The sequence below is a fragment of the Rhizobium sp. USDA 4016 genome, from assembly GCF_056279705.1.
The window spans coordinates 126,158-149,467 of the sequence record NZ_JBWCCY010000003.1 but is presented as its reverse complement, the minus strand read 5'-3'; the positions used below and the strand labels follow the sequence as shown (position 1 = coordinate 149,467).

Genomic DNA, 23,310 nt, shown 5'->3' with positions numbered 1-23,310 from the left:
TATGAACATGATGGAAAAAGTGAACGAGACGGCTCTAACCGGGCCAATGAACCGGAAACGGCGCCGTATTCCATTTGCGGTCATCGCCAGCGTGCTCTGGATCGGTCTTATCGCGCTTGTCGCCTTGCTCGCCAACCAGATCGCCCCTTACCAATACACGGCTCTTGATCTGCCGAACCGTCTGGCCTCGCCGTTTCACCCGCAGCATTTGCTCGGCACGGACGAACTCGGACGGGATGTACTGTCGCGATTGATCTTCTCCGTTCGCATCTCGGTTCTGGTCGCTCTGGGGGCGACGCTGATTTCGGCCTCATTCGGCACGACCATGGGCTTTGTCGCGGCGCACTCTCGCGGACGCGTCGAGCAGTTCATCCTGATGCTGGCGGATTTCCAGGCAGCAATGCCATTTCTCATTCTTTCGCTTTCGGTGCTTGCATTTTTCGGCAACGCGCTGCCTTTGTTCATTGGGCTGATGGGCCTTTATGGATGGGAGCGCTATGCCCGGATCGCACGCGGGCTCGCGATCGCGGCGAGCGCGCAAGGATATGCCGGCGCCGTTCGTCAGTTGGGCGCGAGCCCGTCCCGCGTCTATCTGCGTCATATACTGCCGAACATTTCCTCGACCCTCATCGTCTCCATGACGCTGACCTTTCCCGAAATCATTCTCATGGAAAGCAGTTTGTCCTTTCTCGGTCTTGGCGTTCAGCCTCCGATGACCAGCCTCGGCAACATGGTTGGCTATGGTCGGGAGTATCTGACGCGCGCGCCATGGATCATGTTTACGCCTGCGGCGCTCATCGTCACGACGACCCTCTCCATAAGCTTGTTGGGCGATTGGCTGCGCGACAGGCTGGACAAGGGGCTGCAGTGAGACGGGAAGCCCGCCCTGTCAGGCAAGAAGCCGCGACGGGTCAGGCCGCATCATCGGCGTTGGGGTTGAAGACGGACGCGAGCTGGAAGTGGACTACGTTGTCAATTGCGCCGGCCGAGCCTCCAACGCCACTGGGAAGTGCCCAGGCTATTCAGTTCCACTGGATTGGCGACCGGGAATGACCGTGATCACGGATGTGACCCGCAACAATGTCAGCAGGGTCATCAAGGCACCGGAGATATATATCGAGCCCGAAGGTGCCGGTCGCCTGCTCCTGCATGCGGAGTCTGCCGATCAGACACTAAGTGAAGTCCACGCGCCGGACCCCGGAAAAGCCACCGCTGAGGAAATCGCAAAACTGGTTGAAACCGTTCTTCCAACGATGCGCCTTGTCCAAATCGCCTCGGTTCGGATCACCATCAGACCTTACCCTGCTATCGGAAAGCCCGTTTTCGGCCCCGTGCCGGGCGTTGATCGCTACCAGCTTGCGGTCGTGCACTCCAGAATCTCGCTGAGTCCGCTGACCGGCCGCGCCCCAATAGGGAAATCCTGCATGGCAGAACTTCATTGGACTTCGAAGCCCACAGACCGACGCGGGTTTCAACCGCGATAGATCAAGTCTGGGCGGCGCCTATTTTAATCTTTTCTCGAACAGGAACATCCCATGGCCTTTCTTCGACCACTTAATCGTCAGCGTGCCCAAGTTCTCATGGAACAGGAAGGGTTGGACGGAATTGTGCTGATCCAACCGGAATCAATCGTTTATGGCACGGGAGCACGTCCTGGCAGCGCTGCCGGCTGGCGACGGGCTGGCGCCGTGTTTCTAATCGTACCTGCCAATTCACGCGAGCCCCTCACAGCGATTGTCGGCGATTTCTACGCTGAAGAGTTTCGGACCGCTTCTGGAATTGACGACATCATCACCTTCCCTGTGTGGGTCGATCTGATCGACATCAGCAAGATCCCGCACGGTGCGCTCACCGAACGTTTATCGGCCGCCCGCCCGCCGGAGCACGTGCAGCCGAGACCGGCAAACTTCGATCGCAGGCAGACATTTGCGCTGCTTGCCGAAGCCCTGGCTCGCCGCGGGCTCTCACCCGCACGGCTCGGCACCGAGTACGCCTTTTTGCCGGTCGCAGACCAAGTCTGCTTTTATGAGGCCTGCCCCAATGTTCGCTGGTCGGATGCCTCGACACTCGTCAGTCGCTTGCGGATGATCAAGACCACGGAGGAAATCGAACGGTTAGGACTTGCCGCCCAATTTGCCGAGGCTGGCACCCTGGCTGCTATCGCCCACGTTCGACCGGGTTGCACTGCCGATCAGCTGTTCTCGGTGTTCCGAACCGCCTCTGCGCAGCGCGCGGTTGAGCTTGGCTATAACGGCCCACTTCTGCCGAACGGCGCAATTACCATCGGACCTGGCGCGACCGGCAGAGGTCGGCCAGCGGAACGCGGAGACATGATCCGTCTGGACCTTGGCTGCGTCGTAGACGGTTACACCTCCGATTGCGCCCGCACGGCGGTGCTTGGCGAACCCAGTCCGGATCAGCGGGCGATCTATGACGCCCTGCGCAATGCCTTCGAGACAGGCTTGGAACGGCTCCGACCTGGCGTACCTCTGCGCGAGGTCCATGCCACGGTGATGAAGGCCATGCATACTCGCGGTTTTGACATGTATTGCCGCGGGCATTTTGGCCATGGGCTTGGTGCGTCGGTGTTTGTTGAGGAATGGCCCTTTATTGCGGCGGATGAAACAACGGAGATCGAGCCCGGCATGGTACTGGCCTATGAACTGCCCTGGTATATCCGCGGCCTCGGTGCATTTATGCTCGAAGATCAGTTCATCGTTGGCGCGAATTCGGTTAACCCTTGTTGGACCTTGTCGCGCGAGCTAGCGATTTGCGGCTGATGGCTTTTCTTCCGACGCCTACCCTACACCTATAGTGAAGATATCATGCGATTTTCATCGTCGGCTTCGACGGCCTTCCGACGATCTCGTCTCTCCCAATCTGACGCCGAACCTCGGCCGCTTGCCGTCTATCGGCGCCAAGCTGTCGGAATTTCGAACGATCCATCCCAGGGATAACCGCTCGGCCTTCGCGAGTCTCGTTACCGGCGCTCGACGAGCTTCGCGCCAAAACGCCCTCCAGCGCCGCAACATGGCCCTGACGCAAACTCTGGCTAATATCCGAGAGCCTCGAAGCCCCTGTCGCGCTATTGTCTCGTGAAACTTCGCGAAAGTCCGCATGCCATTGAGTGAAATATCCTTCTACCCCCAGTCAAGTCTGCTTCCCCCCGCGACACGGGCCAGCGGCTTCTGAAAACGCAGAAGGTGGTTCCCCGTGCTTTTTCGAAGAACCCGGCGCCCTCTCTAAGGTTCTGCTACCGTGTCTCATCTTAATTTGGGTATTTGGTGGATCAGTGCTTCTGGCCCGCCATCTTGAGGTCGCTCGGATTTCGGTCGGGACCATCTGGTGATGCAGTTACCGAGAAGGACGGTCATCAAAATACGTGCCGGTCGACGGCGATCACCACGCGAAATCCAGGCGGCAGCAGCGATAGAACTCCGTTCGGGCTACGGCCCATTCGGGTCGTCGCCTTCTCACTCCCCTTACACCAACGTCAGGTGCCGAAATAAAATTCCCCAATTATGCCGACGGCGTCGATCAGCAGAGCAAACAGCCTATGGCAGCAAATCGCAGCTGCCATCGCAGGTGAAGAAACCGCGCGGCCACCAGCTTCCCGACCTACTGCAACGATCGAACAGATCTGGATCAGGAAAACCAGATAAAGCCAAAGAGCCAGCGCGCTCGGAGATGTGATTCGGACCTGGTCCGCGGATCACCATACCGTCCACAACGTCTTCGATGCCGAGGTCATTCAGCCTGTGAAGTCGGCCCCTGGCATTCGCCCCCGGCGCCGTCTTCGAGGAGATTCTGCGCCGCCATCTCGACCTCAGCGAGGGCGTTCGCGGACAATGGAACGGCGGATCCGTAACTGGCGGTTGCAAGAACTCATCCTTGCCAAGTCCATCAGCCCGGCCGATTGGGGATTCCGATCTCACCAAGAACGAACTTGGTATCATGATCGCGGCCAACCGCTCGATCACCTGTTTTATCAATCGTGCTTGCCTGTTCCGGCTTCCAACATGCCCACTTCGTCCTCGAAAGCTTTTGTGGCCTTGACCGAAGAGCTGCAGACCGCTCCATGGATTATTGTCGCCGCGCCGCTAAACCATCGTCGCCAGCGCAACGGCACGCCTGCATGCAAATCCAGTCCTCCCTCAACGGCCGCGCTAAGACACACCGCAAGTGAATGAAACGTAGGACTTCGCGCTCCGGGAATATATTCATCCTATTTCTTTAAATGTTTCCAACTTTCCACGGCGCAATCCGACGGAATTGCATAGTATATTCGCAAATATATTTGAGTATACCTATTGCCAATTACTGCATTTTATAAGAGCCTCCTTATATCAAGAAGGTGTGATAATGTTGTTGGATTAACAGGCAATGTGCTGGAACATTAGCGAGATAACGCCGGCCAAGCAGCTAAGGGCATTGTCCATTCGAACGACGTGCCGTTCCTCATGGAGGCTTAGGACGGATTGTCACCTCCATTGTCGAAGATGCAGGTTTCGAGGCTATATGGGCGTCCAGCCTGTGGGCTATAGGAACGCGAATAAAGCATCTTGGTTTCTGAACCACCTGATCGGCTCCCCGCGATCATCACCGAGGAGTTTCTTGCTCATCTCATTGAGCGGCATGGACTATAGCTGGCCGTAGCCCTTTGTGACCACCGCAGAAGGGATTTTGCGTGTGTAACCCGGCCGCAGCTGCAGGCAACTCATTAGAGAGTCAGGTGAGGGGTAAACATGATCCGGCAATTGTTCGACCCTGCGAACGCAGTCACGGCCGCAGGCCTGGTGCTTTCGATCATCGGGATTAGCGTCGCGATTTCGGGGAACGCTGAACTAGGTGCGCAATCGTCTTGTGGGCGCTTTTAGCGGATCATCTCGATGGGATAGTGGCCAGGAGCATCAAAAATCGTCCACCAGAGATTGCTGAGGTGGGCAAAAACCTGGACTCTCTGGCTGACCTAGTAAGCGCGGGTGTATTTCCAGCAGTCGTTGGAATTGTCGTGGGGGAGGGAGCCATCTTCGCAAAGGTGGCGGGCGCCGTTCTGATTTGTGCGAGCGCCCTTCGACTAAGCTACTTCAACGTCTTTGGCTCTCCCGGTGGCCGGTTCATCGGAGTTCCCACTACGTATGCAATGCCGGCAACGGCGGTCTTCTTCTTGGCGCGACCTGCTATCCCGGGTCAGGCGTTTTCACCGGCTTTCGCTATGATGCTAATTGTACTTGCGGCACTACATGTCTCACCCGTCCGAGTGCCGAAGACGGCGGGTGCAATGTATCTCGCAATTACGATCTTTTGCGTTGCGGCATCCCTGGCACTCGCGATTCGATGAGCCTCTCCGAGGGACAATATGCTCAAGTCAGTCAATTTTTTTGTCAACAATAAGAAACAAATGGATGCACTTCGTCTGCGATATGACCTCGTCGAGGTGACAGGCGACGGTCGACTGCTGACTGGGGCGAAAGAGCACAACACTGGGAGGGCCGGCTGCCGAAGTCCATACTGGTTCGCCTTCGATGGCGATCCGCTGATTTCCACGTCGGGCTCGCACATTCCCGTCACGACAGATGAATTCCTTCGACTTTATAGCGAGTGTGGCATAGACGTCTTCAGCCGTTTGGACGGCCAGTTCGCGATAGCCCTTTACGACAGCACGGCAGGGCGACTGTTTTTGGCGAGAGACGCCTTTGGGTCCAAACCGTTGTACCTAGCGGTTGGCGCGGGACATTGGGCATTTTCCAGCCGGATCCACGAATTGCTCAAACGTCGTGAGTTCGCTGGATCGTACGCACATGACGGCATAAACTATTTCCTGAGGGAGGGTTGGTGCCCTCCGGGATGTACATTTTTGGCGGGAATTCGGCCGACGCGAGCTGGTTGCGTGGAGTATTTCGACGCAGGGAGTACAGGCAGCCTGAGAATAGCACCGGATCCACGGTCCTTTTCGGAACCATCGTCGCGGCAGCCCGCATCGGCGCTGTTGGCGATTTTGCGCAATGCCGTAGCGGACGCGATTCCGCAAAAGGCCTTGAGAGTCGGCGTGTCGCTAAGTGGCGGCATCGATTCTGCCGCTATCGTCGCACTCATTTCTGAAGCGGCGCCCCAAGTTAAGATCGAAACGTTCACAGTCGGCTTCGGGGAGGGGGACCCTGAGATTCAGGGAGCGCGCAAAACAGCCGAGCACTTCAAAACGTCGCATCATGAGGTGTTCGTTCGCCCAGAGGATCTCGAAAACCTAGTGGAGGATACGGCCACGCTCCTTGGCAACCCCGGGGGTTACGACGAACTGCCTTGTTTGAACGCCCTTTGGAGGGTCGCTGCGCAACATACCGACATATTGTTTTCCGGCAATCTGAACGACGCACTCTTTGGCGGGATGTCGACCCACCGACGGGTGTGGAACCGCAAGGTGCTACGTCAATGCTTCCCGGCACTAGCGGGCCGCATTAAGAAAGGTGACGGCTACCATTTCGCGACGAGCGGCAAAATCGGACCGGCGAAGACATTGCGAGATCAGCGCAACGTGAAGCAACACGTTCATTGGGTGGCAGACGCCGATTCGATCTTTGAAGCGCTACAGCGGGACCTACTGAGTTGGGATGAAAGAACCAGTGCGCAGGACGTCCTTGCAAGCCGACTAGGTCTTGATCTGAGACTGCCGCTGAACCGAAGGGCCCTGATCACTTTTGCATTGAGCGTGCCGGATGCTCAAAAAGTGAACTTGCTTGGTGTCAAGAGGATCTTTCGGAAAGCCGTGGCGCCGATCGTACCCTCATCAATCACGCGACGTCCAAAGGGCATCCAGCACCTAAAGTACGACGAAACGATGCGGAGAACGCTGTTATCGCTGGCCAGCCGCTACCTTTCGGACGGCGCCGTGCGTCAGCGTAGGATCCTAGATCCAAACAGTGTTGGTGCTTTGATGGAAGCGGTCCAGTACGGGCTTGACGCAACGTCGTTTCGTTTCCTCTGGAATGCGATATTGTTTGAGACATGGTGCCAGGTTTATATCGACGTCTGAGCGTCTTGCCACGCGGCACGTTACGAAAATATACTGACCGATCTATTGGATCGCTGTTCAGAAGAGAGATAGTGTCCACCACTGCTAAGAGGAGACGATCGCGGTATCTGGTGTCGGGAATGAGTGAGGCGGCGAAGCGCGGACGACGAATTTGGTCGCTGGAAGATGCGATTTACCGCCAGCGGCGCGCATCAGTCAATCCGGACTCAGGCGATCCAACATACCTGATGCATCCCCGTTGTTGTGAGAAATTCATGCTAGGGCGAGGACGCTGTTGGGCGTTAACTCGAACGCTTCTTGGACGTCGATCAACACCTTGGGATGGACCGACAGTCAGAAAACTCGTCGTCCTATTGGACGACGGCTCCGATCATCGAGCGAAAGTTCTCTCTTACATCAGGCCATTCGTCCGCAAGCATGCTCATAAGAACATAGTCGCGCCGCCGGCCGTCGCGAAACCTCCAATAGCTGCGCATTGTGCCTTCGTACACCGCGCCAATCCGCTCGAAGCTGCGGCGATTCCTAGTATTGTCGACGGTAGTTCGAAGATCAACGCGGATCGCGCCCAGTGTCTCGAAAAGGTATCGCAGGACCAGAAAGCGAAGTTCCGAATTTATCCCTGTCCCCCAAACGACCGGCGCGAGCCACGTGGGACCGACTGTCACGCGATCATGCTCGGCAGCGATGTCTTTAAAACCGGTTACACCGACATGCGCACTTTGCCCTTTGGGCTGCACCGAGAACGAGGCGGCCCTACTCTCCATGACATCAGCACGCAGTTCATCGAACCATTTGTGGAAATTTTCCGGCACGGAGCAATCGGTGATTAAGTGCTCCCAGATTCTGGGATCCGCGGCTGCGGAGAGTAGTTGAAACCGGTGCTCTTCTGCGAGCGGATGAAGTGTAACATTTGCGCCCTCCAGAGTAGGCCAATAACCAGGCGATGGCACGCGCATGTAGAACATCCTAGATCGATACGACAGCGAGAGGAAAAACATAGCACGCCGAGGGCAAGCGGGGGATATACTTGAAGAATATTGCGAGTATATTTGATTTAACCAAAATTAGGAAAACGCCCATCGCGACATAAGAATAGTGTTTCTGATCTCTAAAAGAACTTCGGCGCGGTAGGCGCAATGACCGTGGTGAAAGATTTTGCCAGCAGCGCTTCGTGCTGTGCGTGAAAGACGTGCTGAGACGCCTGCGCACGTCACCAATCTCTGACCTCTTCCTATCATTGTCCTGAACTATCGAAGATTGCGTCGATCTAATCGCATTATTCGATAGATGTCATGGATGTTATCAAACTGCCTAGATATAAGTGCTTTTGAAAAGAAATACGTTGCCATTGAGGAGATTGGGCGTGTTTGCATCCGAATGGACTTGCTAGGGCCGCCATCACTACCGACGTAAAGCACCTAGCGAGCCGAGGAACCAATAAGGCGCGTGTTGCGATCGCACGCAAAGCTTTTGACGGTCAGTTTTCGGGCCCCTGCGAGACCAACATGCTTATGAGCGGCTCGGCGCCAGCACCATAAAACGCGCGTCGACAATCTCCCGGTTGGCGGGGTCGTCGTTTAGCGAGTTTGGCAATGCTTTAGGGAGGGAAGATGAGAACGAACGAAGCGATGTGTGGCCGCGGAATGAAAGAAAAGCAGCAGGAGTATTCATATCCATGCGAAATGAATGAACGGTCGCGACGAGTCTTGAAGCTATTGGGCTCGCTCCTTGATGTTCCAAGCCCATCCGGACGTGAGGAACTAATGGCTGAGCGAGTTTGCGCGCATCTCCTCGATCTTGGTTTTGAGTTCGAGATAGACCCCGCCGGCAATGTGATCGTAAAACTGGAAGCAACCGAGCCAGACGCGCCAGCTTGTATCATTGCAGCACACATGGATGAAATCGGTATCGTGGTCACAAGCATTGGTGATGATGGTAATCTCTGCGTTGATAGATCTGGTGGGTTGTCCACTGGGAAAATCGGGGAGCGGCCGGTAAAAATTTTAGGCGATCAGGGGAGCATCGTCGGCGTAATCTCATTCGGAGCCGGACATAAAGGCGGCGGCGAGTATGAGAGCGGTATGGCTTGGAAGGACGTGCGCGTTATCACTGGTTTGAGCGTCGATGAACTGACGAAGATTGGTATTCGACCAGGGTCGGTTGGCGTACCCGTCTCTGAGGGGCGTGGTCCGTTTATTCTGGGTGATCCAAAAGATCCGCTTGTCGCTGCTTGGTCATTCGACGATCGCGGTGGTGTCGTAGTCTTACTTGAACTCCTCAGATTGGTGAAAGAACAGGAAATTAAGCCCAGGCGCCCGACGATCGTCGCGTTCACAATACATGAGGAAGGAGGCTGCCACGGTGGCAAGATTATTGCTCAACGAGAGCGGCCAGAGATCTTCATCGCAGTTGATGGCTGCCCAATTGCGCCGAACTGCGGCGCGGAAGTAAACGACAAGCCTGTTCTTTGGAGCAAGGACTTGCTCGCTCATTACGATCAACGCTTGATAGGAGTATTCAAGCGAGCGGCTGTCAAGGCGGGAACAGCATGTCAAACCGCAGTTTTGAAAGCCGCTCGATCCGATGCCAGTGCCGCTTACAACGCAGCAGTAGTGCCAAGAGCAGCGGTGATTGGCCATCCCCGGTATAACAGCCATGGTTTCGATGTAGCAAGGCTGCGAGTGTTCGAGAACATAACGAACACGCTTGTCGAACTACTTGAAGATGTCGATTGGTAGATCTGTATCGGGGAGACAATAACGAAAGGGAGGTTACATTTTCAAACGGAAGCATTGCGTCTCACAGTGTGACCTCCATGGAACATACCGGGCGGGCGTGACCGAAAAACAGAGCGGCGCAAAACAGCCTGAGCAAAATCACGCGCTGCGATGCGCAAAGAGGGACGGCCTGAATTGCGCCCGGTATCTTGGGAGGTTTTCTTCGCCGCCGCCGATAGCCAGGCGCGGATCCCGTTGGAGGTGAACTCCGTGCCGTGATCGGAGACGATCATGCCGGATTTGCCGCGCCGTTCGAGGAGCGCCGTCAGTTCCCGCGCGACGCGAGGCCAGCAAAGGAATATCCTATGATAGTCGTGCCAGCCAGCAAAAGATCAGTGGCAATGAAGAATGAAAGTCGCGAGACGTTGTCAATTGAACAATGATCACGGCCGGGAGGACTGCCGACCGGCGACGACGCCGTCAAGGTGGTCGGCGAGGACCGCCCACAAAGCCGTGGCAACAGCGAGATCAAGCCGCCTGTCCCACGCGAAACAAAGCGTAAACGACGAACATAACAGGCCGAACGTCGTGATCGCATTGGCGGGGTCCACGAGATATCGAAGCATTGCCCTTCTCCTCGACCCAGCCGCTAACATGCGATTTCACGGGCGGTCAGGAACATTGCCTCCGCAATGCGCAGATCGTCCTCATTGTCGATCTCATACCACCTGACGTCGTCACATCTGGCAGCTGCGATCCACAAGGCCTTTTTCTGCACCATGTCGGAAAGCAACTCTTCGGTATAAGAGTTTACGGCGCCACTGCCGATGAGATCGTCGAGACGCGGCACGATCGTCTCGCGGAGGTCATTACCGGAAAAGCGGATCAGGTTCATCGTCTTGAATAGCCGCGGCGAGCCGTCAATCAGGTTGGCGGCCGTCTGCTTCATCCGCACTTCGGCGATATAGCCGTTCTGGGTCAGGACAACAGCGGAGCCTTCCATCGACCAGTCGAAGGGTGCGACCGCGGCAACATTTTCTGCTTCTCCCATATCGAGGCAGCGAAGGGCATCCAGTTCGAAAAAGACATCCCCTTCCAAAAGGTAGGTGTCGCCGGTGAGCAGCGTATCGCGAGCCAACCAAAGGGAATACGCATTGCCGGTCTTGTCGAAAACCGGGGACTCGACATAGTTGATTTCGAGATTGCCGAAGTGATTGCCGCAGGAATACTGGATCGCATCCTTGCGGTAGCCAACGACGATGGTGACTTCCTCGACGCCGACAGCTTCAAGGTTGCGCAGCGCGTTGTGGAGGATGGGCGTACCGTTGACTTCGACGAGCGGCTTCGGCCGCAGGTCGGTCAAAGGCCGCAGGCGAGATCCGCAACCTGCGGCGAGGATGACTGCCTTCTTGGGAGCATTCGTCATCGTTGTAGTTCCCTTCTGTTGGCACCCCGCAGAATGATCTTGTCATTCCCAGGCGTTCAGGGCCTCGACGAGTCGGGTAAGGCCGATCTCTAAAATCTCGGGCGGCACACCGTAGGAGAGGCGAAGGCCAGCCGGGTCACCGAATGTCGTGCCCGAAACCACGGCCACACCCGCTTTCGCTAGGAGAGCGTCCACGACATCGTCGACCGTCTTGCCCTCGCCATTGCCGAATGTCAGGCGCAGCAGACCGGAAACGTCGAGGTAGAAATAGAAGCCCCCCATCGCCTTCGGCACGGGAACCCGCGTCAGGGCCGAAAGCGCGCTGAGACCCGACTGCCTGGCTCCGGCGAGGCGCGACCGGAGCTGGCTCTCATAGCTGCCATCGCTGTTGAGAAGGTGTGCGAGTACTGCGTGCTGCGTGATCACGTTCGGGTTCGAGGTTGTATGTATATCGTCGGCGCGCCAGACCTGACCGGCATCGACGGAGAGCTTCCGGGCGAGCGCCTCGCGAAGCGCCATCATCCCGATGGTTTCGGTATAGCGGTTGACGCCCTTGCGGATAGCTTCAACCGCACCATCCCGGATGGTCGGAGCAAGATCGCTCCATATCTCGCCGACCGTCAGATCGATGATCTCCTGTCCCGCGTCCGCGGCCGCCTTGGCCGCCGCGCTCGCCGGCGCCGTCCCTGACGATTTGAACAAGGCTGTTCGTTGCGCAAGCATGGGCGCCCTCAAGAGATTTATGGTCGAAGTCGTGCCGTGTCCCAAAAGGGCCAGCGCCCGTTATCGATGCTTCGGCAGATAGCGATCTTCGGCCGATGCCAATTCGTCGTATCGCAGGAGGCCAAAGACCTCCTCGAGTGTGGCGACGTCCGGCTCTATACCGGCAATGCTTTCTTCGGCAGCTATGCGAGCACACACCGCGCGCATCCCGGCAACTGCAGCCCGCATCGCATGGTTGGCCCAAATCACCGTCGAGATGCCGGCATCGCGATAAACGGAGACCGGCGTGCGGTAGTATTTCGTTGGTACAATCACGATCGGAAGCTTCTGCCAGTCCTTCGCGAAAGCGAGAATCTCGTCCGCAACGCTCTTACGCGAATGGATCAGGATCGCGTCGGCGCCAGCGTCAGCGTAGGCGTCCGCGCGGTGCAGCGCCTCGTCAAGACCGTAGCCGGCGATGAATGCTTCGATCCGAGCGACCAGCACGAGGTCGTTCCCCGTTGTGTCCTTGATCGCTTTTAGGCGCCCGGAGAACTCACCGATATCGACGAGCGGGTGGCGGTCTCCCACGAAACTGTTCCTCTTGGGGAAGACCTTATCTTCCAGGCAGACGCCGGCGCCGCCGTGCTGCAAGAGCTTCATCGCCAGTAGCCGGGCGTTGTTGAAATTGCCGAAGCCCGAGTCGCCGTCGACCAGGATTGGCAGTCTGCTAGCATCGGCCATGCGCTCCACCACGTCGACAACATCGGTCCAACTTGCCTCGTTGGCATCGCGATAACCGAGCGCCGAAGAGATCGAAAGTCCGGAGGCCCAAAGCCCCTTGAAGCCCGCCTGCTTGGCGATTGCCGCTGAAAGTCCGTCATGGGCTTCCATAAGAAAAGACAGGTCGCTGGAGAAAATAAGATCACGGAGCGTCTTCGTCGGGTCCTCAACGGGACCGATCGGCTTGGGTATGAACACTGCCTGATCCATTGTCATTCCTCATTCATGAAACCAAAGCTGGATGCTTCTTTGAGGAAATGCAATGGACAAAATATATATATTTATAGTATATTTCGACTAAAGCGCAGCGTAAATTGCATATTATTCGATGGTGAAAGGACTTAATACGATATAATACAAAATATACGCAAAAATATATTATATTTTGTCACGATTGGAGGATGGTTGCTTGATGCCGATGATGCAGCATTATGCATGACTTAATCCAGTCATGCGAACTACGCTGATTGTTCTCGCCTCGTATATGTGGTGTGTGACCTCACGAACTTTCTGGCATCCTGCAGGAGTTCGTTGAAAGGACATCGACAAAGGAGAGCGCGAATGTGGTTCTGTGAAAAGGCCGGCCAGTGTCGTGGAATAGACATATCAACGTTTCCTACTGAACCGGCGATGCGCGTAAAGGCCGACGCAGCCTATGATGCAGTACTTCAATTGCTCTACAGCTACGCCTCGGTGCCGGGACAGCATCTCAGCGACAAGGACCTAGCGTCCAAACTTAAAATTGGCCGAACTCCCGTACGTGAGGCCCTTATCCGACTTGCAGCTGAAGGAAAGATCATATCCCTTCCTCAAAGGGGGTACTTCACGCGGCCCCTCATCGAGTGGGCTCTATTGGACTTATACACCCTGGCACGCGAAATTCTTATCTTCGCATTAGCGCGTGCACAGTCTCAGGCTCCCGACCTCGCCGCCCCCCGTTATGAATTGTCCCCGACCGAACTCGCACTTAGAGCGGAAGCGATCTTCACCGAAATCGCCCAGAGGGCATCGAATTGCGAGATGTGCAAAATCATACACAAATTCTGTTTTTGCACCCACCCCGTACGCATGGAAATAGCCGCATCTGAGCTATCCCCTTCATTCAGGAGAAGCATCGCAAAACTAACAGACGCGATGCCCCGACTCGGCGACGCAGCGGGCGCGGTGGAATCCGCATTAATGAGCCACCTTGACTTAGAACAGAGTGCTCTGTCGGGTGTTGTGCAGGATATGAACACACGATGGCTAACAAGCTTTTCCCTTGCAGCGAGAAACTCGCGAGCCAATCCCCCTGTCCAAGAGGGAAAGCACGTAATACGGGGATGAGCTCACCTAAATTTGAGTTCATCACGGCGCATAGACCCAAGCATCCACTGGGGAACTGCAGGAGCGCATCCTTAGTTTCCGCTTCAGGATCTCTGGTCAGCAGCCGTTGTGGCTCTCCCGCGGCAACATAACCGGTCGCACGTAAATCATCCGACACCTGATGTCGGGTTTGTTCGATCTGCCACACAGGCACATTGAGCCAATCTCTTGTTTGCCTCAAAATTAAACAACTGAAAACAATCGCAAAAATCCCTTCCCGGCCTCGTTCAGTCGAACTGGCACGAATTTTGATTTCGTTGCGAGGCAGCGAGAGCTGTCGACCGGTAATTCATTTCTGTGGGAACAGCCATGAATAGAACGAAGGACAACTACATGTCGGGTCTAAGTAAGAACGCTTCGATGGAAGGAGCGCAAAATCCGTGGAAATCCGAGCGGACGATCGGCCCGGCCGGCCACGCCGCTAATAATTTTCAACGTCAGCCGATAACCAGCGATGAACTTCGAGCCGGGCGACGATCTGAACTTCGGAAAGCATATCATCGCGCGTCGGCGCGTTACCTGGGGTTGGAAATGTCGCACTCGAGCGATTTGGCTCCTCCCCCTCTTCGCCGAGGAGGCGTTTTCGGCGAAGGGGCTTTCAGCCTTTCGGATAGCAAAAGACACTATGCCAGACGGTTGGTGAATGGTTTGACGGCAGGGGAAACCAAATGGTGAGCACGATTCCAGATCATGTCCCCCCCGAAATGGTAAGGGGCTTCAGCCTGTTCACATCGTATGGCATGCAACGCACGCCAGACGGGGATCCGCACGCAGCTGTCGCTCGCGTCCACAACGGGCCGGCGATCTTTTATTCCCCCTGCAACACGCGCGATGGGCGGGGTACCTGGGTCATTACTCGCGCCGAAGACCAACGCCGAGTGCTACAGGACCCCGAGACCTTTTCCAGCCATCGTTGCATTTTTGCCTCCGCACTCGGAGAAAACTGGCCGATGATCCCGCTAGAACTCGACCCGCCGGTCCACGGCGTGTTTCGCTCACTACTCAATCCGCTGCTTTCGCCCAAACGGGTGATGGCGCTGGAACCGGCTGTCCGTGAGCGAGCGGTCGCGCTGATCGACATGATCTCTGCGTCGAGCACACGTTGCGACGTCATGAAGGATTTCGCCTTTCCTTTTGCGGTCAGTATATTCCTTCGTTTTCTGGGCTTACCCGATGAGCGACTCGACACATTTGTCGGCTGGGCGAAGGATCTGCTCCACGGCGACGGCATCAAACGAACTACAGCCGCCCGGACGATTGTGGCGTTTATCGACGAACTTGCAGCCATGCGCCGCAAGGAGCCGGCCGACGATTTCATGACCTTCGTCGTGCAGGCAAAGGTCGATGGCCGCCAGCTGAGAGACGAGGAAGTCCGCGGCATTGGCGTGCTTCTATTCGTCGCGGGACTCGACACAGTCGCAGCGGCGATAGGCTTTAACCTGGCCTATCTCGCGCGCAATCCCAAAGACCAGGAATTGCTGCGGAGTGAACCGGATCGAATCGTGCCAGCAGCCGAAGAACTGCTACGGGCCTATTCGACCGTGCAGATGATCCGCGTGGCAACGAAAGATATCGATTTCGAAGGCGCGCCGATCCGTAAGGGGGACTATATTTCCTGCGCCACGATGATTGCGAATCGTGACCCGGCGGAATTCGAACGTCCCAATACGATCGATTTGGCACGAGAAGACAATCGCCACACCGCTTTTGCCTATGGTCCCCATCGTTGTCTTGGCTCCCACCTTGCCCGGCGGGAGATCGTCATCGGCCTGGAGGAGTGGCTTTCCCGCATCCCTGGCTTCCGTATCAAGGAAGGTACGGCGCCCATCACCTATGGCGGCCATGTGTTCGGAATCGAAAATCTGATCCTGGACTGGTCCTAACCATCGGCGCGGGGCACAGACACGGAGGTACCGCATGCGCATCATCGTCCACACGGCCAAATGCCAAGGTCATGCTCGATGCTGGGCGCAAGCGCCCGACATCTTCAATCTTTATGACGAGGGCTACATAATGCCCGGTGATATCGATGTTGAGGAGAAAGACGAACTGCTCGCGTCACGAGGCGCTCGATCCTGCCCCGAACGTGCGCTGGAAATCGATCACACCTCCGATGCGTTGCTTGATCGCCTTTTGTTCAATCAACACTGTGGGAGTTAAAGCGTCACCGGTACATGACGGCGCAGGCCTCTGTCATGGGGTTTGCCTACAGTGCGACTGCCTTAACCGCCGAACAGTCGAAATCGTTGCTGCGTCACTGGATGCGCGAAAACGCCTCTCCCAATCTCAGATTTGCGACAAAACGATGAAACATAAAAAAATTGCCGAATTGGTCGACCGCGAGGCGATCCGCGACTGTCTCTATCGGTACTGCCGCGGGATAGACCGCGCCGATGAGGCGGCGCTGCGCAGTTCCTACTGGCCCGATGCGCATGACAATCACGGGGCCCATTCCGGCTCGGCAGAGGGCTTCGTTGAGTTCGCGCTGGGCGTCTTCAAGACCGGACCGCGCAACATCCATCAGGTCACGAACATTCTGATTGAGTTCAGCAGCCCGGCAGAGGCCGCCGTCGAGAGTTACTTCGCCGCACTGCAACGCGCACCGGATGGTGCCGAGACGCTACGTCAGGTCCTCATCTGCGGTCGCTATTGCGATCTGTTTCAGAAGAGGGGAGGGGACTGGCGAATTGCCGAACGGACGGTGGTCTATGATTTGGTCGAGGAACAGAGCCTGTCCGCGGCATCCGAGACAGAGCGGTTCGGCACCCGGCAGCCGATCGGAGGAACGCATCCAGATGACCCGGTCTACACTCTGGGGAAGCGCTGCATTCGTCATGAACATGAAAGTGAGGCTTGATCGACGGAACGCACAACGTCTATTGGGACGGAAACTCCTCGCCACCATGACGTGCTGCAGCACCGCGACGGTCATCAGGATCGATGGCCTGAGATCGCCAACTTGGTCAGGAGACTTATCTCATGAAACAGGCAGGACGTATCGTCATCATCACAGGCGCTGCAGGCGAGATCGGCCGTGCCCTGGTCGATGCTCTTGCCGCAGACGGGGACATTGTCGTCGCCGTGGACCTCCCTGGCAGCGGTGTGCTTGAACTGGCCCGGGGTCTCGGGCCCGCCCATCTTGGGCTTGAGTTCGATGTCTCGCGAGAGGAGAGCAGTGTTCTTCCTGGCATCGTCTGACGCATCATACGTCAACGGCTCTACCCTGTACGTGGACGGCGGTTGGACCTCGTCCGGGGATGCGGTATTCGCCGGCGAACTCTATCAGAACATTTAGCGGAGGCTGCGGAATGATTGTCGACTATGCGCACGCGGCTGGCCGCGGCTCGTCGAAGCCGAAAATCTCAAAGGCGACCTTCTCCCGCTGCGCGATGCTCCCCGCAGCGCGGTTCTCGATCGAGGGTGCCGTCTCCATCGATGAGCCAAATGCCCGCATTGGAGACGAAGTCGCTCGAGGTCTTTGTGCGCGGCTTACGGGAGGATCATCGACTACGCCGCTACCAAGGCTGGCGCACCCCTGACAGCTAATCTGCCGTAAACAAGGAAACACCATGGAGTTCGCGACATTCCTCTTGGCTGCGCGGCGCGGCTATCATCAATCGTCCGACGACGTCATCCGCAACTCCATCGAACAGGCAGTCCTTTCGGAGCAGGCTGGCTTCAACACCGCATGGTTCGCCGAGCACCACTTCAACAATTACAGCCTGGTTCCATCGCCCTTGATGATGGTGGCGCACTGCGCCGCCCTGACGAGCACCATTCGCCTCGGCACCGCCGTCTGTGTGCTGCCGCTCTATCAACCGCTTCGCCTGCTGTCCGAGATCGGACTGGCCGATATTGTTTCGAACGGCCGGCTCGAGCTTGGCGTCGGCTCGGGATACCAGCAGTTCGAGTTCGAGCGCTTCGGCGTCAATGTCGATGAGGCGCCGGCCGTTTTTTCGGAATATCTGGACATCCTTCTCAAGGGTCTCAAGCAGAGGATCTTCGAGCACGACGGGCAGTATAAGAAGATACCTCCGACAGCGATTTCGGCGCGCACAGTTCAGAAGCCAACACTGCCAATCTGGATCGCTACAACGTCCGGATACAACATGGGCCGGGCTTATCGTGAGGGACACAATCTGTTCGTCACAGCATTCCACAACGGCTTGGACGCTTTGAGCACGCAGCGCGAAAGCATCGAGAAGGCAGCAGTTTCAAAAGGCAAGAATGTTACGGACGTCAAGATATCGCTGCTGCGCTGCTGCTATGCCAGCGACGACGAGGCGCAGATCAACAGCTATCTCGATAATGCGCGCTTCCAACGCCGGCTGTCCGAAGCATTGCATCTGCGCCGCCAGCAAAGCTTGGATGGCTATCTGCTGCAGGAAACGCCGACGCAACAGGACCTGTCCTTCGAGACTATGCGCGAGAACCTGCCGATCGGTAGCGTGAATCGTGTGATCGATCGGCTATTGGAAGAGATAGACATCCTGAAACCGGACCAGATCGCAATTCAGACCCAATTGGGCGATTTCGACCAGAAGACAATGCTGCGGCAAATCGAGCTTTGGGGAGACAAGATCATCCCGGAGGTCAACAAGTCGCTGGGTCATGGGCCCGAAGTGACAGAATTGCCGCTTACTCGGACGACGGAGTGATTTTCGATCAGAGTTAATTTGGACATGACCGAATAGATTCTCGCACGACGTTAAATGCTCCCTATGACGATCGATCCATGTCTTTGGCTCGAAGGCATCGATGGCGAGAAGGCCTTGTCTGGGTCGCCGATCAATCGGCGAGAACTCTGGCACGCTTTGTGGGCCGCGGTTCGAGGCAACCGCGACACACTTGGCCGATTTTCGACCGGCCAAGGTCGCCCTGATTGCCGCGGTCGATACCTCTACAGTTGCTGGCGAGATGCCCGAAACCCGAGAGGCGTGTGGCGCAAGAACAAACGCCGCCGCCTACAGACGGCAGAGCCGAAGTGGGAGATCGTTCTCGCCTTAGTGCCGTCGCGGCAAGCGAAGGAGAGGACTGGATCTGGGACAGCGCCTGGCGACGCGATCGGGCATCGCGTTCGAACTCGGGTTGCATGCTCCTCACCGACGGCGTCATCTCCCCGGAGGCCTAGCGCTATCGTCCGGCACCCAAGCTGCTCGAAGGCTTCTCCCTCGTCTTCGGTTGATCGGCACGCAGGAAGACGCGGCGCGGCCGAGTTTGTCGAAACCGTGACACGATATTGTTCGGCCAGCTTGCAGATGCAGCCTCACCTAAAGCATTGAATAAACATGAAAAAACATTTCTAAGGTTCTGTGCGCAGCTGGCACGATTTTTGAGCCTAGCTCGTCGCGAGGGATAGGAGCTTCCGGCAAGTGCTCGGCCGAAAACGGTCGAGCGCACTCCGTGCATAAGGCTCCATTACAACTGTCTGCTCTCGCGAAGCCGCGTCAAAAAGATGTTCTTTTGACAGGCTCGAAATGTCATCAGCTATGGGTTGCGCCAAATGTGGGCGCTTGAAGAAGGAAGGAAAGGAGCATGAACGACATCGTATTTTCGGAGCTTGAAAAGCGCATTTCTGCCATTAACGAAGAAGACGCGACACAGCAACAATGGCGACTTTCTGCTTGTCCAGGCTGTAAATCGGAAGCGAAGTCGACCCTCTTTTTTGAGTGAGGCACCTCGTGGACTACTTTAAACCTTTATTAAAGCGTTCTCATCATGTGTCGGTAGCAGAGGACGGGAGTATCTGCGTCGAGAAGATCCCCGGAAAATCAAGAACGATCATCCAGTCTCCTCCGCCTTGGGTTGCCGTTGTGCTTTCAAAACTCGACGGCGAGCATACAATGCCAAGGATACTGAACGAGCTTAAAGCAGAACAGTATGACGTAACCAATGGTGACGTGCACGATTTTGTCTCAGCCCTTGCTGGCTGCGGACTCATTGAAGAGAACTGAGGCTCTTAGCCGACGACTGGGGGTCAATCAACGAAGGGATGGTTCCATTGTTCGGCCGCGGCGTTGTCAGCAGCGTCTCGGACGGGTTGGTCAGCTGATTGCCGTCGTCGTTGAGCCTTTGTAGCCGGGCGACCAGGGCTTGGGCTTGCTTCGCCTTCAAGGGCTGGGAAGTGGCTGCCGCTACTGCCGGGCGCAATGGGCTCGAGCGACATTTCTTATCTGGAGGACTTTCGCGGACGCCGGCTGCGGAGCCGAGGCCTTATCGTTCGCGCCTCAGCGAGTTCGTCGGTATCGCGAGAAATTTGTCGGGCGCTGACTGGTTCCTTTTCATTTGGCGGTCGTGGGCCGCGCCCGAACAGGACGCAACTTGCCCGATAAGCAAGTCGTAGGTCGTCTTCCACCCAAATCAGAAGTTCAGCGCAGGATGTGCCTATCTTCGCGATTTGATCTCCCTCGGCGGTTTGCGGGATCGGAAGCTGCTTCCTTTTCTCCATTGGGATGTGCGATTGTCCCTTCTCGAAGCTAGATGACCCTGCTGTCGGTCGTCGTCCTCTCTCCCGCGAGGTCGACCTATGGCGGTCTAACGCAACGCCATCTCGACTGTCGACTTTGTCGGGTTAGCGACACAGGCTTGTTAGCCAATCTCTTGTTATGGCTCAGACTAAATTGCTGAAAACAATAAAAAAGATCTTTCCTTTGGCTCGATCAGCCAAATTGGCACGAGTCTTGAATGCGTCCCTTGCGAGGCGGGAACTGCCGACCGGCATTCCGCGATGGATGGAACGAAGGAAGGAAGGCAATATGTCAGATTTGCGTCAAATCGCATTCTACGGCAAAGGGGGCATCGGCAAGTCCACCACCTCCCAAAATACGCTCGCGGCCCTTGTCGACCTCGGGCAGAAAATCCTCATCGTCGGATGCGATCCCAAAGCCGACTCCACCCGCCTGATCCTGAACGCGAAAGCGCAGGACACGGTTCTGCATCTCGCAGCACAGGAAGGTTCGGTGGAAGACCTCGAACTCGAGGACGTGCTCAAGGTCGGCTACAAAGGCATCAAGTGCGTGGAGTCCGGCGGTCCTGAGCCGGGCGTCGGCTGCGCCGGCCGCGGCGTCATCACCTCGATCAATTTTCTCGAGGAGAACGGCGCCTATGACGATGTCGACTACGTCTCCTATGACGTGCTCGGCGATGTGGTATGCGGCGGCTTCGCGATGCCGATCCGTGAGAACAAGGCCCAGGAGATCTACATCGTCATGTCCGGCGAGATGATGGCGCTCTATGCCGCCAACAACATCGCCAAGGGCATCCTGAAATATGCCCACTCAGGCGGCGTCCGGCTCGGTGGCCTGATCTGTAACGAGCGCCAGACGGACCGCGAGCTCGACCTCTCCGAGGCGCTGGCTGCCAAGCTCAATTCCAAGCTCATCCACTTCGTGCCGCGTGACAACATCGTCCAGCACGCCGAGCTCAGGAAGATGACGGTCATCCAGTACGCGCCGGACTCCAAGCAGGCCGGGGAATACCGCGCTCTGGCCGACAAGATCCATGCCAATTCGGGCCAAGGCACCGTTCCGACCCCGATCACCATGGAGGAGCTCGAGGACATGCTGCTCGACTTTGGCATCATGAAGACCGACGAGCAAATGCTCGCCGAACTTCAGGCCAAGGAAGCGACGGTGGCGGCCGCCCAATAATCGCCGCTGTCGACAGGGCGCGCCGGCCCTTTGACCACCCGGCGCGCCCTTCCACGAACGACGCCTCGTCGGCGAGGCGTTAACCGAACCTTGAAAGGGGCAGGCCCTATGAGCCTCGACTACGAGAATGACAGCGCTCTCCATGAGAAGCTTATAGGGGAAGTCCTGTCGCAATATCCAGACAAGGCGGCTAAGCGCCGTCAGAAGCATCTCAGCGTCGCAACGAGCGGCGACGAGCCCGGCGAGGAGGCAAAGGCCCTTTCCGAATGCGACGTCAAATCGAACATCAAGTCCATTCCGGGCGTGATGACGATCCGCGGCTGCGCCTATGCGGGCTCCAAAGGGGTTGTGTGGGGTCCAGTCAAGGACATGGTCCATATTTCACACGGGCCGGTCGGTTGCGGTCAGTATTCCTGGTCGCAGCGCCGCAACTACTACGTCGGAACGACGGGCATCGACACGTTCGTGACGCTGCAGTTCACCTCCGACTTCCAGGAAAAAGACATCGTTTTCGGCGGCGACAAGAAGCTTGAAAAGGTCATGGACGAGATCGAGGAGCTGTTTCCCCTCAACAAGGGCATCACCGTGCAGTCCGAATGCCCGATCGGGTTGATTGGCGACGACATTGAGGCGGTGTCGCGCAAGAAGGCCAAGGAGCACGAAAAGACGATCGTGCCGGTGCGCTGCGAAGGCTTCCGCGGCGTCTCGCAATCGCTCGGCCACCACATCGCCAACGACTCGATCCGCGACTGGGTTTTCGACAAAACGGAAGTCGAGTTCGAGGCCGGCCCTTACGATGTGAACGTCGTCGGCGACTACAATATCGGCGGCGACGCCTGGGCTACGCGCATTCTCTTGGAGGAGGTGGGGCTGCGCGTGGTCGGCAATTGGTCGGGGGACGCCACGCTCGCTGAGGTAGAGCGTGCGCCGAAGGCCAAGCTCAACCTCATTCACTGCTACCGGTCGATGAACTACATCTGCCGGCACATGGAGGAAAAGTACGGCATCCCCTGGATGGAATATAATTTCTTCGGACCCTCCCAGATCGAAGCCTCTCTGCGCGAGATAGCCAAGCATTTCGGGTCGGAAATCGAGGAAAAAACCGAGAACGTCATCGCCAAGTACCGGCCGTTGGTCAATGCCGTCATCGCCAAATACCGGCCGCGCCTCGAAGGCAAGACGGTGATGCTCTATGTGGGTGGCCTGCGCCCTCGCCATGTCATCACGGCCTACGAGGACCTCGGCATGCGGATCGTCGGCACCGGCTACGAGTTCGCCCACAACGATGACTATCAGCGCACCGGCCATTACGTGAACAAGGGTACGCTGATCTATGACGACGTAACCGGTTACGAGCTGGAAAAGTTCATCGAGGGGATCCGCCCGGATCTCGTTGGTTCCGGCATCAAGGAGAAGTACCCGGTGCAGAAGATGGGTATCCCGTTCCGTCAGATGCACTCCTGGGATTATTCCGGCCCGTATCACGGCTATGACGGCTTCGCCATTTTCGCCCGCGACATGGATCTGGCCATCAACAACCCTGTCTGGGATCTCTACGACGCCCCCTGGAAGAAAAAAGCCGTGCCGCCGATGGCGGTAGCGGCCGAATAAAGAACTGGCCTCCCAGGACCAGGGGGC

Annotated in this window: 22 protein-coding genes and 1 pseudogene; 18 read left to right on the top strand and 5 right to left on the bottom strand. The window is 56.9% G+C overall.

Features of this window, described 5'->3' with window-relative positions; genetic code table 11:
- Nucleotide 1: 1 nt before the first annotated feature.
- The 6 genes from ACZ9DP_RS13750 to ACZ9DP_RS13725 all read left to right on the top strand — a co-directional run bounded on the left by ACZ9DP_RS13750 (nucleotide 2) and on the right by ACZ9DP_RS13725 (nucleotide 7,030).
- Nucleotides 2–871, top strand: a complete 870-nt coding sequence (locus ACZ9DP_RS13750) for an ABC transporter permease (protein ID WP_476202435.1) — start codon at nucleotides 2–4, stop codon at nucleotides 869–871.
- Nucleotides 834–1,484, top strand: a complete 651-nt coding sequence (locus tag ACZ9DP_RS13745; protein ID WP_476202767.1) for an FAD-dependent oxidoreductase — start codon at nucleotides 834–836, stop codon at nucleotides 1,482–1,484. The genes ACZ9DP_RS13750 and ACZ9DP_RS13745 overlap by 38 nt, the downstream gene beginning before the upstream one ends.
- Before the next feature lie 51 nt (nucleotides 1,485–1,535).
- Nucleotides 1,536–2,780, top strand: coding sequence for a M24 family metallopeptidase (locus ACZ9DP_RS13740; RefSeq protein WP_476202434.1), 1,245 nt, complete (start codon nucleotides 1,536–1,538; stop codon nucleotides 2,778–2,780).
- A 1,068-nt stretch (nucleotides 2,781–3,848) separates the two neighbouring features.
- Nucleotides 3,849–4,190 (top strand): hypothetical protein, encoded by a 342-nt coding sequence (locus ACZ9DP_RS13735; RefSeq protein WP_476202433.1) that lies wholly within the window; start codon nucleotides 3,849–3,851, stop codon nucleotides 4,188–4,190.
- A gap of 707 nt (nucleotides 4,191–4,897) precedes the next feature.
- On the top strand, nucleotides 4,898–5,341 hold the full coding sequence (locus tag ACZ9DP_RS13730) for a CDP-alcohol phosphatidyltransferase class-I family protein (protein WP_476202765.1): 444 nt from the start codon (nucleotides 4,898–4,900) through the stop codon (nucleotides 5,339–5,341).
- A gap of 18 nt (nucleotides 5,342–5,359) precedes the next feature.
- Nucleotides 5,360–7,030, top strand: coding sequence for an asparagine synthetase B family protein (locus ACZ9DP_RS13725; RefSeq protein ID WP_476202431.1), 1,671 nt, complete (start codon nucleotides 5,360–5,362; stop codon nucleotides 7,028–7,030).
- Nucleotides 7,031–7,380: 350 nt separating this feature from the next.
- Here the strand turns inward: ACZ9DP_RS13725 and ACZ9DP_RS13720 are convergent, their stop codons facing one another.
- The gene (locus tag ACZ9DP_RS13720) at nucleotides 7,381–7,986 is read right to left on the bottom strand and encodes a GNAT family N-acetyltransferase (RefSeq protein WP_476202430.1); all 606 of its coding nucleotides are present in this window, start codon (nucleotides 7,984–7,986) and stop codon (nucleotides 7,381–7,383) included.
- Between the two features lie 654 nt (nucleotides 7,987–8,640).
- On the opposite strand from ACZ9DP_RS13720, the gene ACZ9DP_RS13715 reads away from it, so the two are divergent.
- Nucleotides 8,641–9,768, top strand: coding sequence for a M20/M25/M40 family metallo-hydrolase (locus ACZ9DP_RS13715; RefSeq protein WP_476202429.1), 1,128 nt, complete (start codon nucleotides 8,641–8,643; stop codon nucleotides 9,766–9,768).
- A 422-nt stretch (nucleotides 9,769–10,190) separates the two neighbouring features.
- On the opposite strand, the gene ACZ9DP_RS13710 is transcribed toward ACZ9DP_RS13715, so the two are convergent.
- From ACZ9DP_RS13710 to aepX, 4 genes are read right to left on the bottom strand one after another with little or no spacing between them, the layout of a single operon-like run.
- Nucleotides 10,191–10,373 carry a hypothetical protein gene (locus ACZ9DP_RS13710; RefSeq protein WP_476202427.1) on the bottom strand — a complete coding sequence of 61 codons (183 nt, stop codon included), beginning with the start codon at nucleotides 10,371–10,373 and terminating at the stop codon, nucleotides 10,191–10,193.
- A 23-nt stretch (nucleotides 10,374–10,396) separates the two neighbouring features.
- Nucleotides 10,397–11,173, bottom strand: a complete 777-nt coding sequence (locus ACZ9DP_RS13705; protein ID WP_476202425.1) for a phosphocholine cytidylyltransferase family protein — start codon at nucleotides 11,171–11,173, stop codon at nucleotides 10,397–10,399.
- A gap of 42 nt (nucleotides 11,174–11,215) precedes the next feature.
- On the bottom strand, nucleotides 11,216–11,896 hold the full coding sequence (locus tag ACZ9DP_RS13700) for an aminotransferase class I/II-fold pyridoxal phosphate-dependent enzyme (protein WP_476202424.1): 681 nt from the start codon (nucleotides 11,894–11,896) through the stop codon (nucleotides 11,216–11,218).
- A 60-nt stretch (nucleotides 11,897–11,956) separates the two neighbouring features.
- Complete coding sequence (aepX, locus tag ACZ9DP_RS13695; RefSeq protein ID WP_476202423.1) at nucleotides 11,957–12,874, bottom strand: phosphoenolpyruvate mutase; 918 nt, start codon at nucleotides 12,872–12,874, stop codon at nucleotides 11,957–11,959.
- Nucleotides 12,875–13,219: 345 nt separating this feature from the next.
- Here aepX and ACZ9DP_RS13690 point away from each other — a divergent pair, with 345 nt between their 5' ends.
- From ACZ9DP_RS13690 to nifD, 11 genes and pseudogenes are all read left to right on the top strand, one after another.
- Nucleotides 13,220–13,984 (top strand): GntR family transcriptional regulator, encoded by a 765-nt coding sequence (locus ACZ9DP_RS13690; RefSeq protein WP_476202421.1) that lies wholly within the window; start codon nucleotides 13,220–13,222, stop codon nucleotides 13,982–13,984.
- Between the two features lie 743 nt (nucleotides 13,985–14,727).
- Complete coding sequence (locus ACZ9DP_RS13685; protein WP_476202764.1) at nucleotides 14,728–15,906, top strand: cytochrome P450; 1,179 nt, start codon at nucleotides 14,728–14,730, stop codon at nucleotides 15,904–15,906.
- 34 nt (nucleotides 15,907–15,940) lie between these two features.
- A complete protein-coding gene (locus ACZ9DP_RS13680; protein WP_476202419.1) occupies nucleotides 15,941–16,183 on the top strand; it encodes a ferredoxin in 243 nt (80 codons plus the stop codon).
- A 145-nt stretch (nucleotides 16,184–16,328) separates the two neighbouring features.
- The gene (locus ACZ9DP_RS13675) at nucleotides 16,329–16,880 is read left to right on the top strand and encodes a nuclear transport factor 2 family protein (RefSeq protein ID WP_476202418.1); all 552 of its coding nucleotides are present in this window, start codon (nucleotides 16,329–16,331) and stop codon (nucleotides 16,878–16,880) included.
- Nucleotides 16,881–17,002: 122 nt separating this feature from the next.
- Nucleotides 17,003–17,194, top strand: a pseudogene (locus ACZ9DP_RS13670) (SDR family oxidoreductase); the annotation flags it as partial.
- Between the two features lie 137 nt (nucleotides 17,195–17,331).
- Nucleotides 17,332–17,562, top strand: coding sequence for a hypothetical protein (locus tag ACZ9DP_RS13665; RefSeq protein WP_476202416.1), 231 nt, complete (start codon nucleotides 17,332–17,334; stop codon nucleotides 17,560–17,562).
- Nucleotides 17,563–17,592: 30 nt separating this feature from the next.
- Nucleotides 17,593–18,681: an LLM class flavin-dependent oxidoreductase gene (locus tag ACZ9DP_RS13660; protein ID WP_476202414.1), complete on the top strand. Its 1,089-nt coding sequence runs from the start codon at nucleotides 17,593–17,595 to the stop codon at nucleotides 18,679–18,681.
- A gap of 877 nt (nucleotides 18,682–19,558) precedes the next feature.
- A complete protein-coding gene (locus ACZ9DP_RS13655) occupies nucleotides 19,559–19,696 on the top strand; it encodes a hypothetical protein (protein ID WP_476202413.1) in 138 nt (45 codons plus the stop codon).
- A gap of 8 nt (nucleotides 19,697–19,704) precedes the next feature.
- The gene (locus tag ACZ9DP_RS13650) at nucleotides 19,705–19,977 is read left to right on the top strand and encodes a hypothetical protein (RefSeq protein ID WP_476202411.1); all 273 of its coding nucleotides are present in this window, start codon (nucleotides 19,705–19,707) and stop codon (nucleotides 19,975–19,977) included.
- Between the two features lie 801 nt (nucleotides 19,978–20,778).
- Nucleotides 20,779–21,672, top strand: coding sequence for a nitrogenase iron protein (gene nifH, locus ACZ9DP_RS13645; RefSeq protein WP_476202410.1), 894 nt, complete (start codon nucleotides 20,779–20,781; stop codon nucleotides 21,670–21,672).
- Nucleotides 21,673–21,780: 108 nt separating this feature from the next.
- Nucleotides 21,781–23,283 (top strand): nitrogenase molybdenum-iron protein alpha chain, encoded by a 1,503-nt coding sequence (nifD, locus tag ACZ9DP_RS13640; protein ID WP_476202409.1) that lies wholly within the window; start codon nucleotides 21,781–21,783, stop codon nucleotides 23,281–23,283.
- Nucleotides 23,284–23,310: the final 27 nt, after the last annotated feature.

What these genes read in the sequence shown, in the direction of transcription:
- ACZ9DP_RS13750 (WP_476202435.1), top strand. Translation starts at nt 2, where the DNA reads ATGAACATGATGGAAAAAGTGAACGAGACGGCTCTAACCGGGCCAATG.
- ACZ9DP_RS13740 (WP_476202434.1), top strand. Translation starts at nt 1,536, where the DNA reads ATGGCCTTTCTTCGACCACTTAATCGTCAGCGTGCCCAAGTTCTCATG.
- ACZ9DP_RS13735 (WP_476202433.1), top strand. Translation starts at nt 3,849, where the DNA reads ATGGAACGGCGGATCCGTAACTGGCGGTTGCAAGAACTCATCCTTGCC.
- ACZ9DP_RS13725 (WP_476202431.1), top strand. Translation starts at nt 5,360, where the DNA reads ATGCTCAAGTCAGTCAATTTTTTTGTCAACAATAAGAAACAAATGGAT.
- ACZ9DP_RS13720 (WP_476202430.1), bottom strand. Translation starts at nt 7,986, where the DNA reads ATGCGCGTGCCATCGCCTGGTTATTGGCCTACTCTGGAGGGCGCAAAT.
- ACZ9DP_RS13715 (WP_476202429.1), top strand. Translation starts at nt 8,641, where the DNA reads ATGAGAACGAACGAAGCGATGTGTGGCCGCGGAATGAAAGAAAAGCAG.
- ACZ9DP_RS13710 (WP_476202427.1), bottom strand. Translation starts at nt 10,373, where the DNA reads ATGCTTCGATATCTCGTGGACCCCGCCAATGCGATCACGACGTTCGGC.
- ACZ9DP_RS13705 (WP_476202425.1), bottom strand. Translation starts at nt 11,173, where the DNA reads ATGACGAATGCTCCCAAGAAGGCAGTCATCCTCGCCGCAGGTTGCGGA.
- ACZ9DP_RS13700 (WP_476202424.1), bottom strand. Translation starts at nt 11,896, where the DNA reads ATGCTTGCGCAACGAACAGCCTTGTTCAAATCGTCAGGGACGGCGCCG.
- aepX (WP_476202423.1), bottom strand. Translation starts at nt 12,874, where the DNA reads ATGACAATGGATCAGGCAGTGTTCATACCCAAGCCGATCGGTCCCGTT.
- ACZ9DP_RS13690 (WP_476202421.1), top strand. Translation starts at nt 13,220, where the DNA reads ATGTGGTTCTGTGAAAAGGCCGGCCAGTGTCGTGGAATAGACATATCA.
- ACZ9DP_RS13685 (WP_476202764.1), top strand. Translation starts at nt 14,728, where the DNA reads ATGGTAAGGGGCTTCAGCCTGTTCACATCGTATGGCATGCAACGCACG.
- ACZ9DP_RS13680 (WP_476202419.1), top strand. Translation starts at nt 15,941, where the DNA reads ATGCGCATCATCGTCCACACGGCCAAATGCCAAGGTCATGCTCGATGC.
- ACZ9DP_RS13675 (WP_476202418.1), top strand. Translation starts at nt 16,329, where the DNA reads ATGAAACATAAAAAAATTGCCGAATTGGTCGACCGCGAGGCGATCCGC.
- ACZ9DP_RS13665 (WP_476202416.1), top strand. Translation starts at nt 17,332, where the DNA reads ATGATTGTCGACTATGCGCACGCGGCTGGCCGCGGCTCGTCGAAGCCG.
- ACZ9DP_RS13660 (WP_476202414.1), top strand. Translation starts at nt 17,593, where the DNA reads ATGGAGTTCGCGACATTCCTCTTGGCTGCGCGGCGCGGCTATCATCAA.
- ACZ9DP_RS13655 (WP_476202413.1), top strand. Translation starts at nt 19,559, where the DNA reads ATGAACGACATCGTATTTTCGGAGCTTGAAAAGCGCATTTCTGCCATT.
- nifH (WP_476202410.1), top strand. Translation starts at nt 20,779, where the DNA reads ATGTCAGATTTGCGTCAAATCGCATTCTACGGCAAAGGGGGCATCGGC.
- nifD (WP_476202409.1), top strand. Translation starts at nt 21,781, where the DNA reads ATGAGCCTCGACTACGAGAATGACAGCGCTCTCCATGAGAAGCTTATA.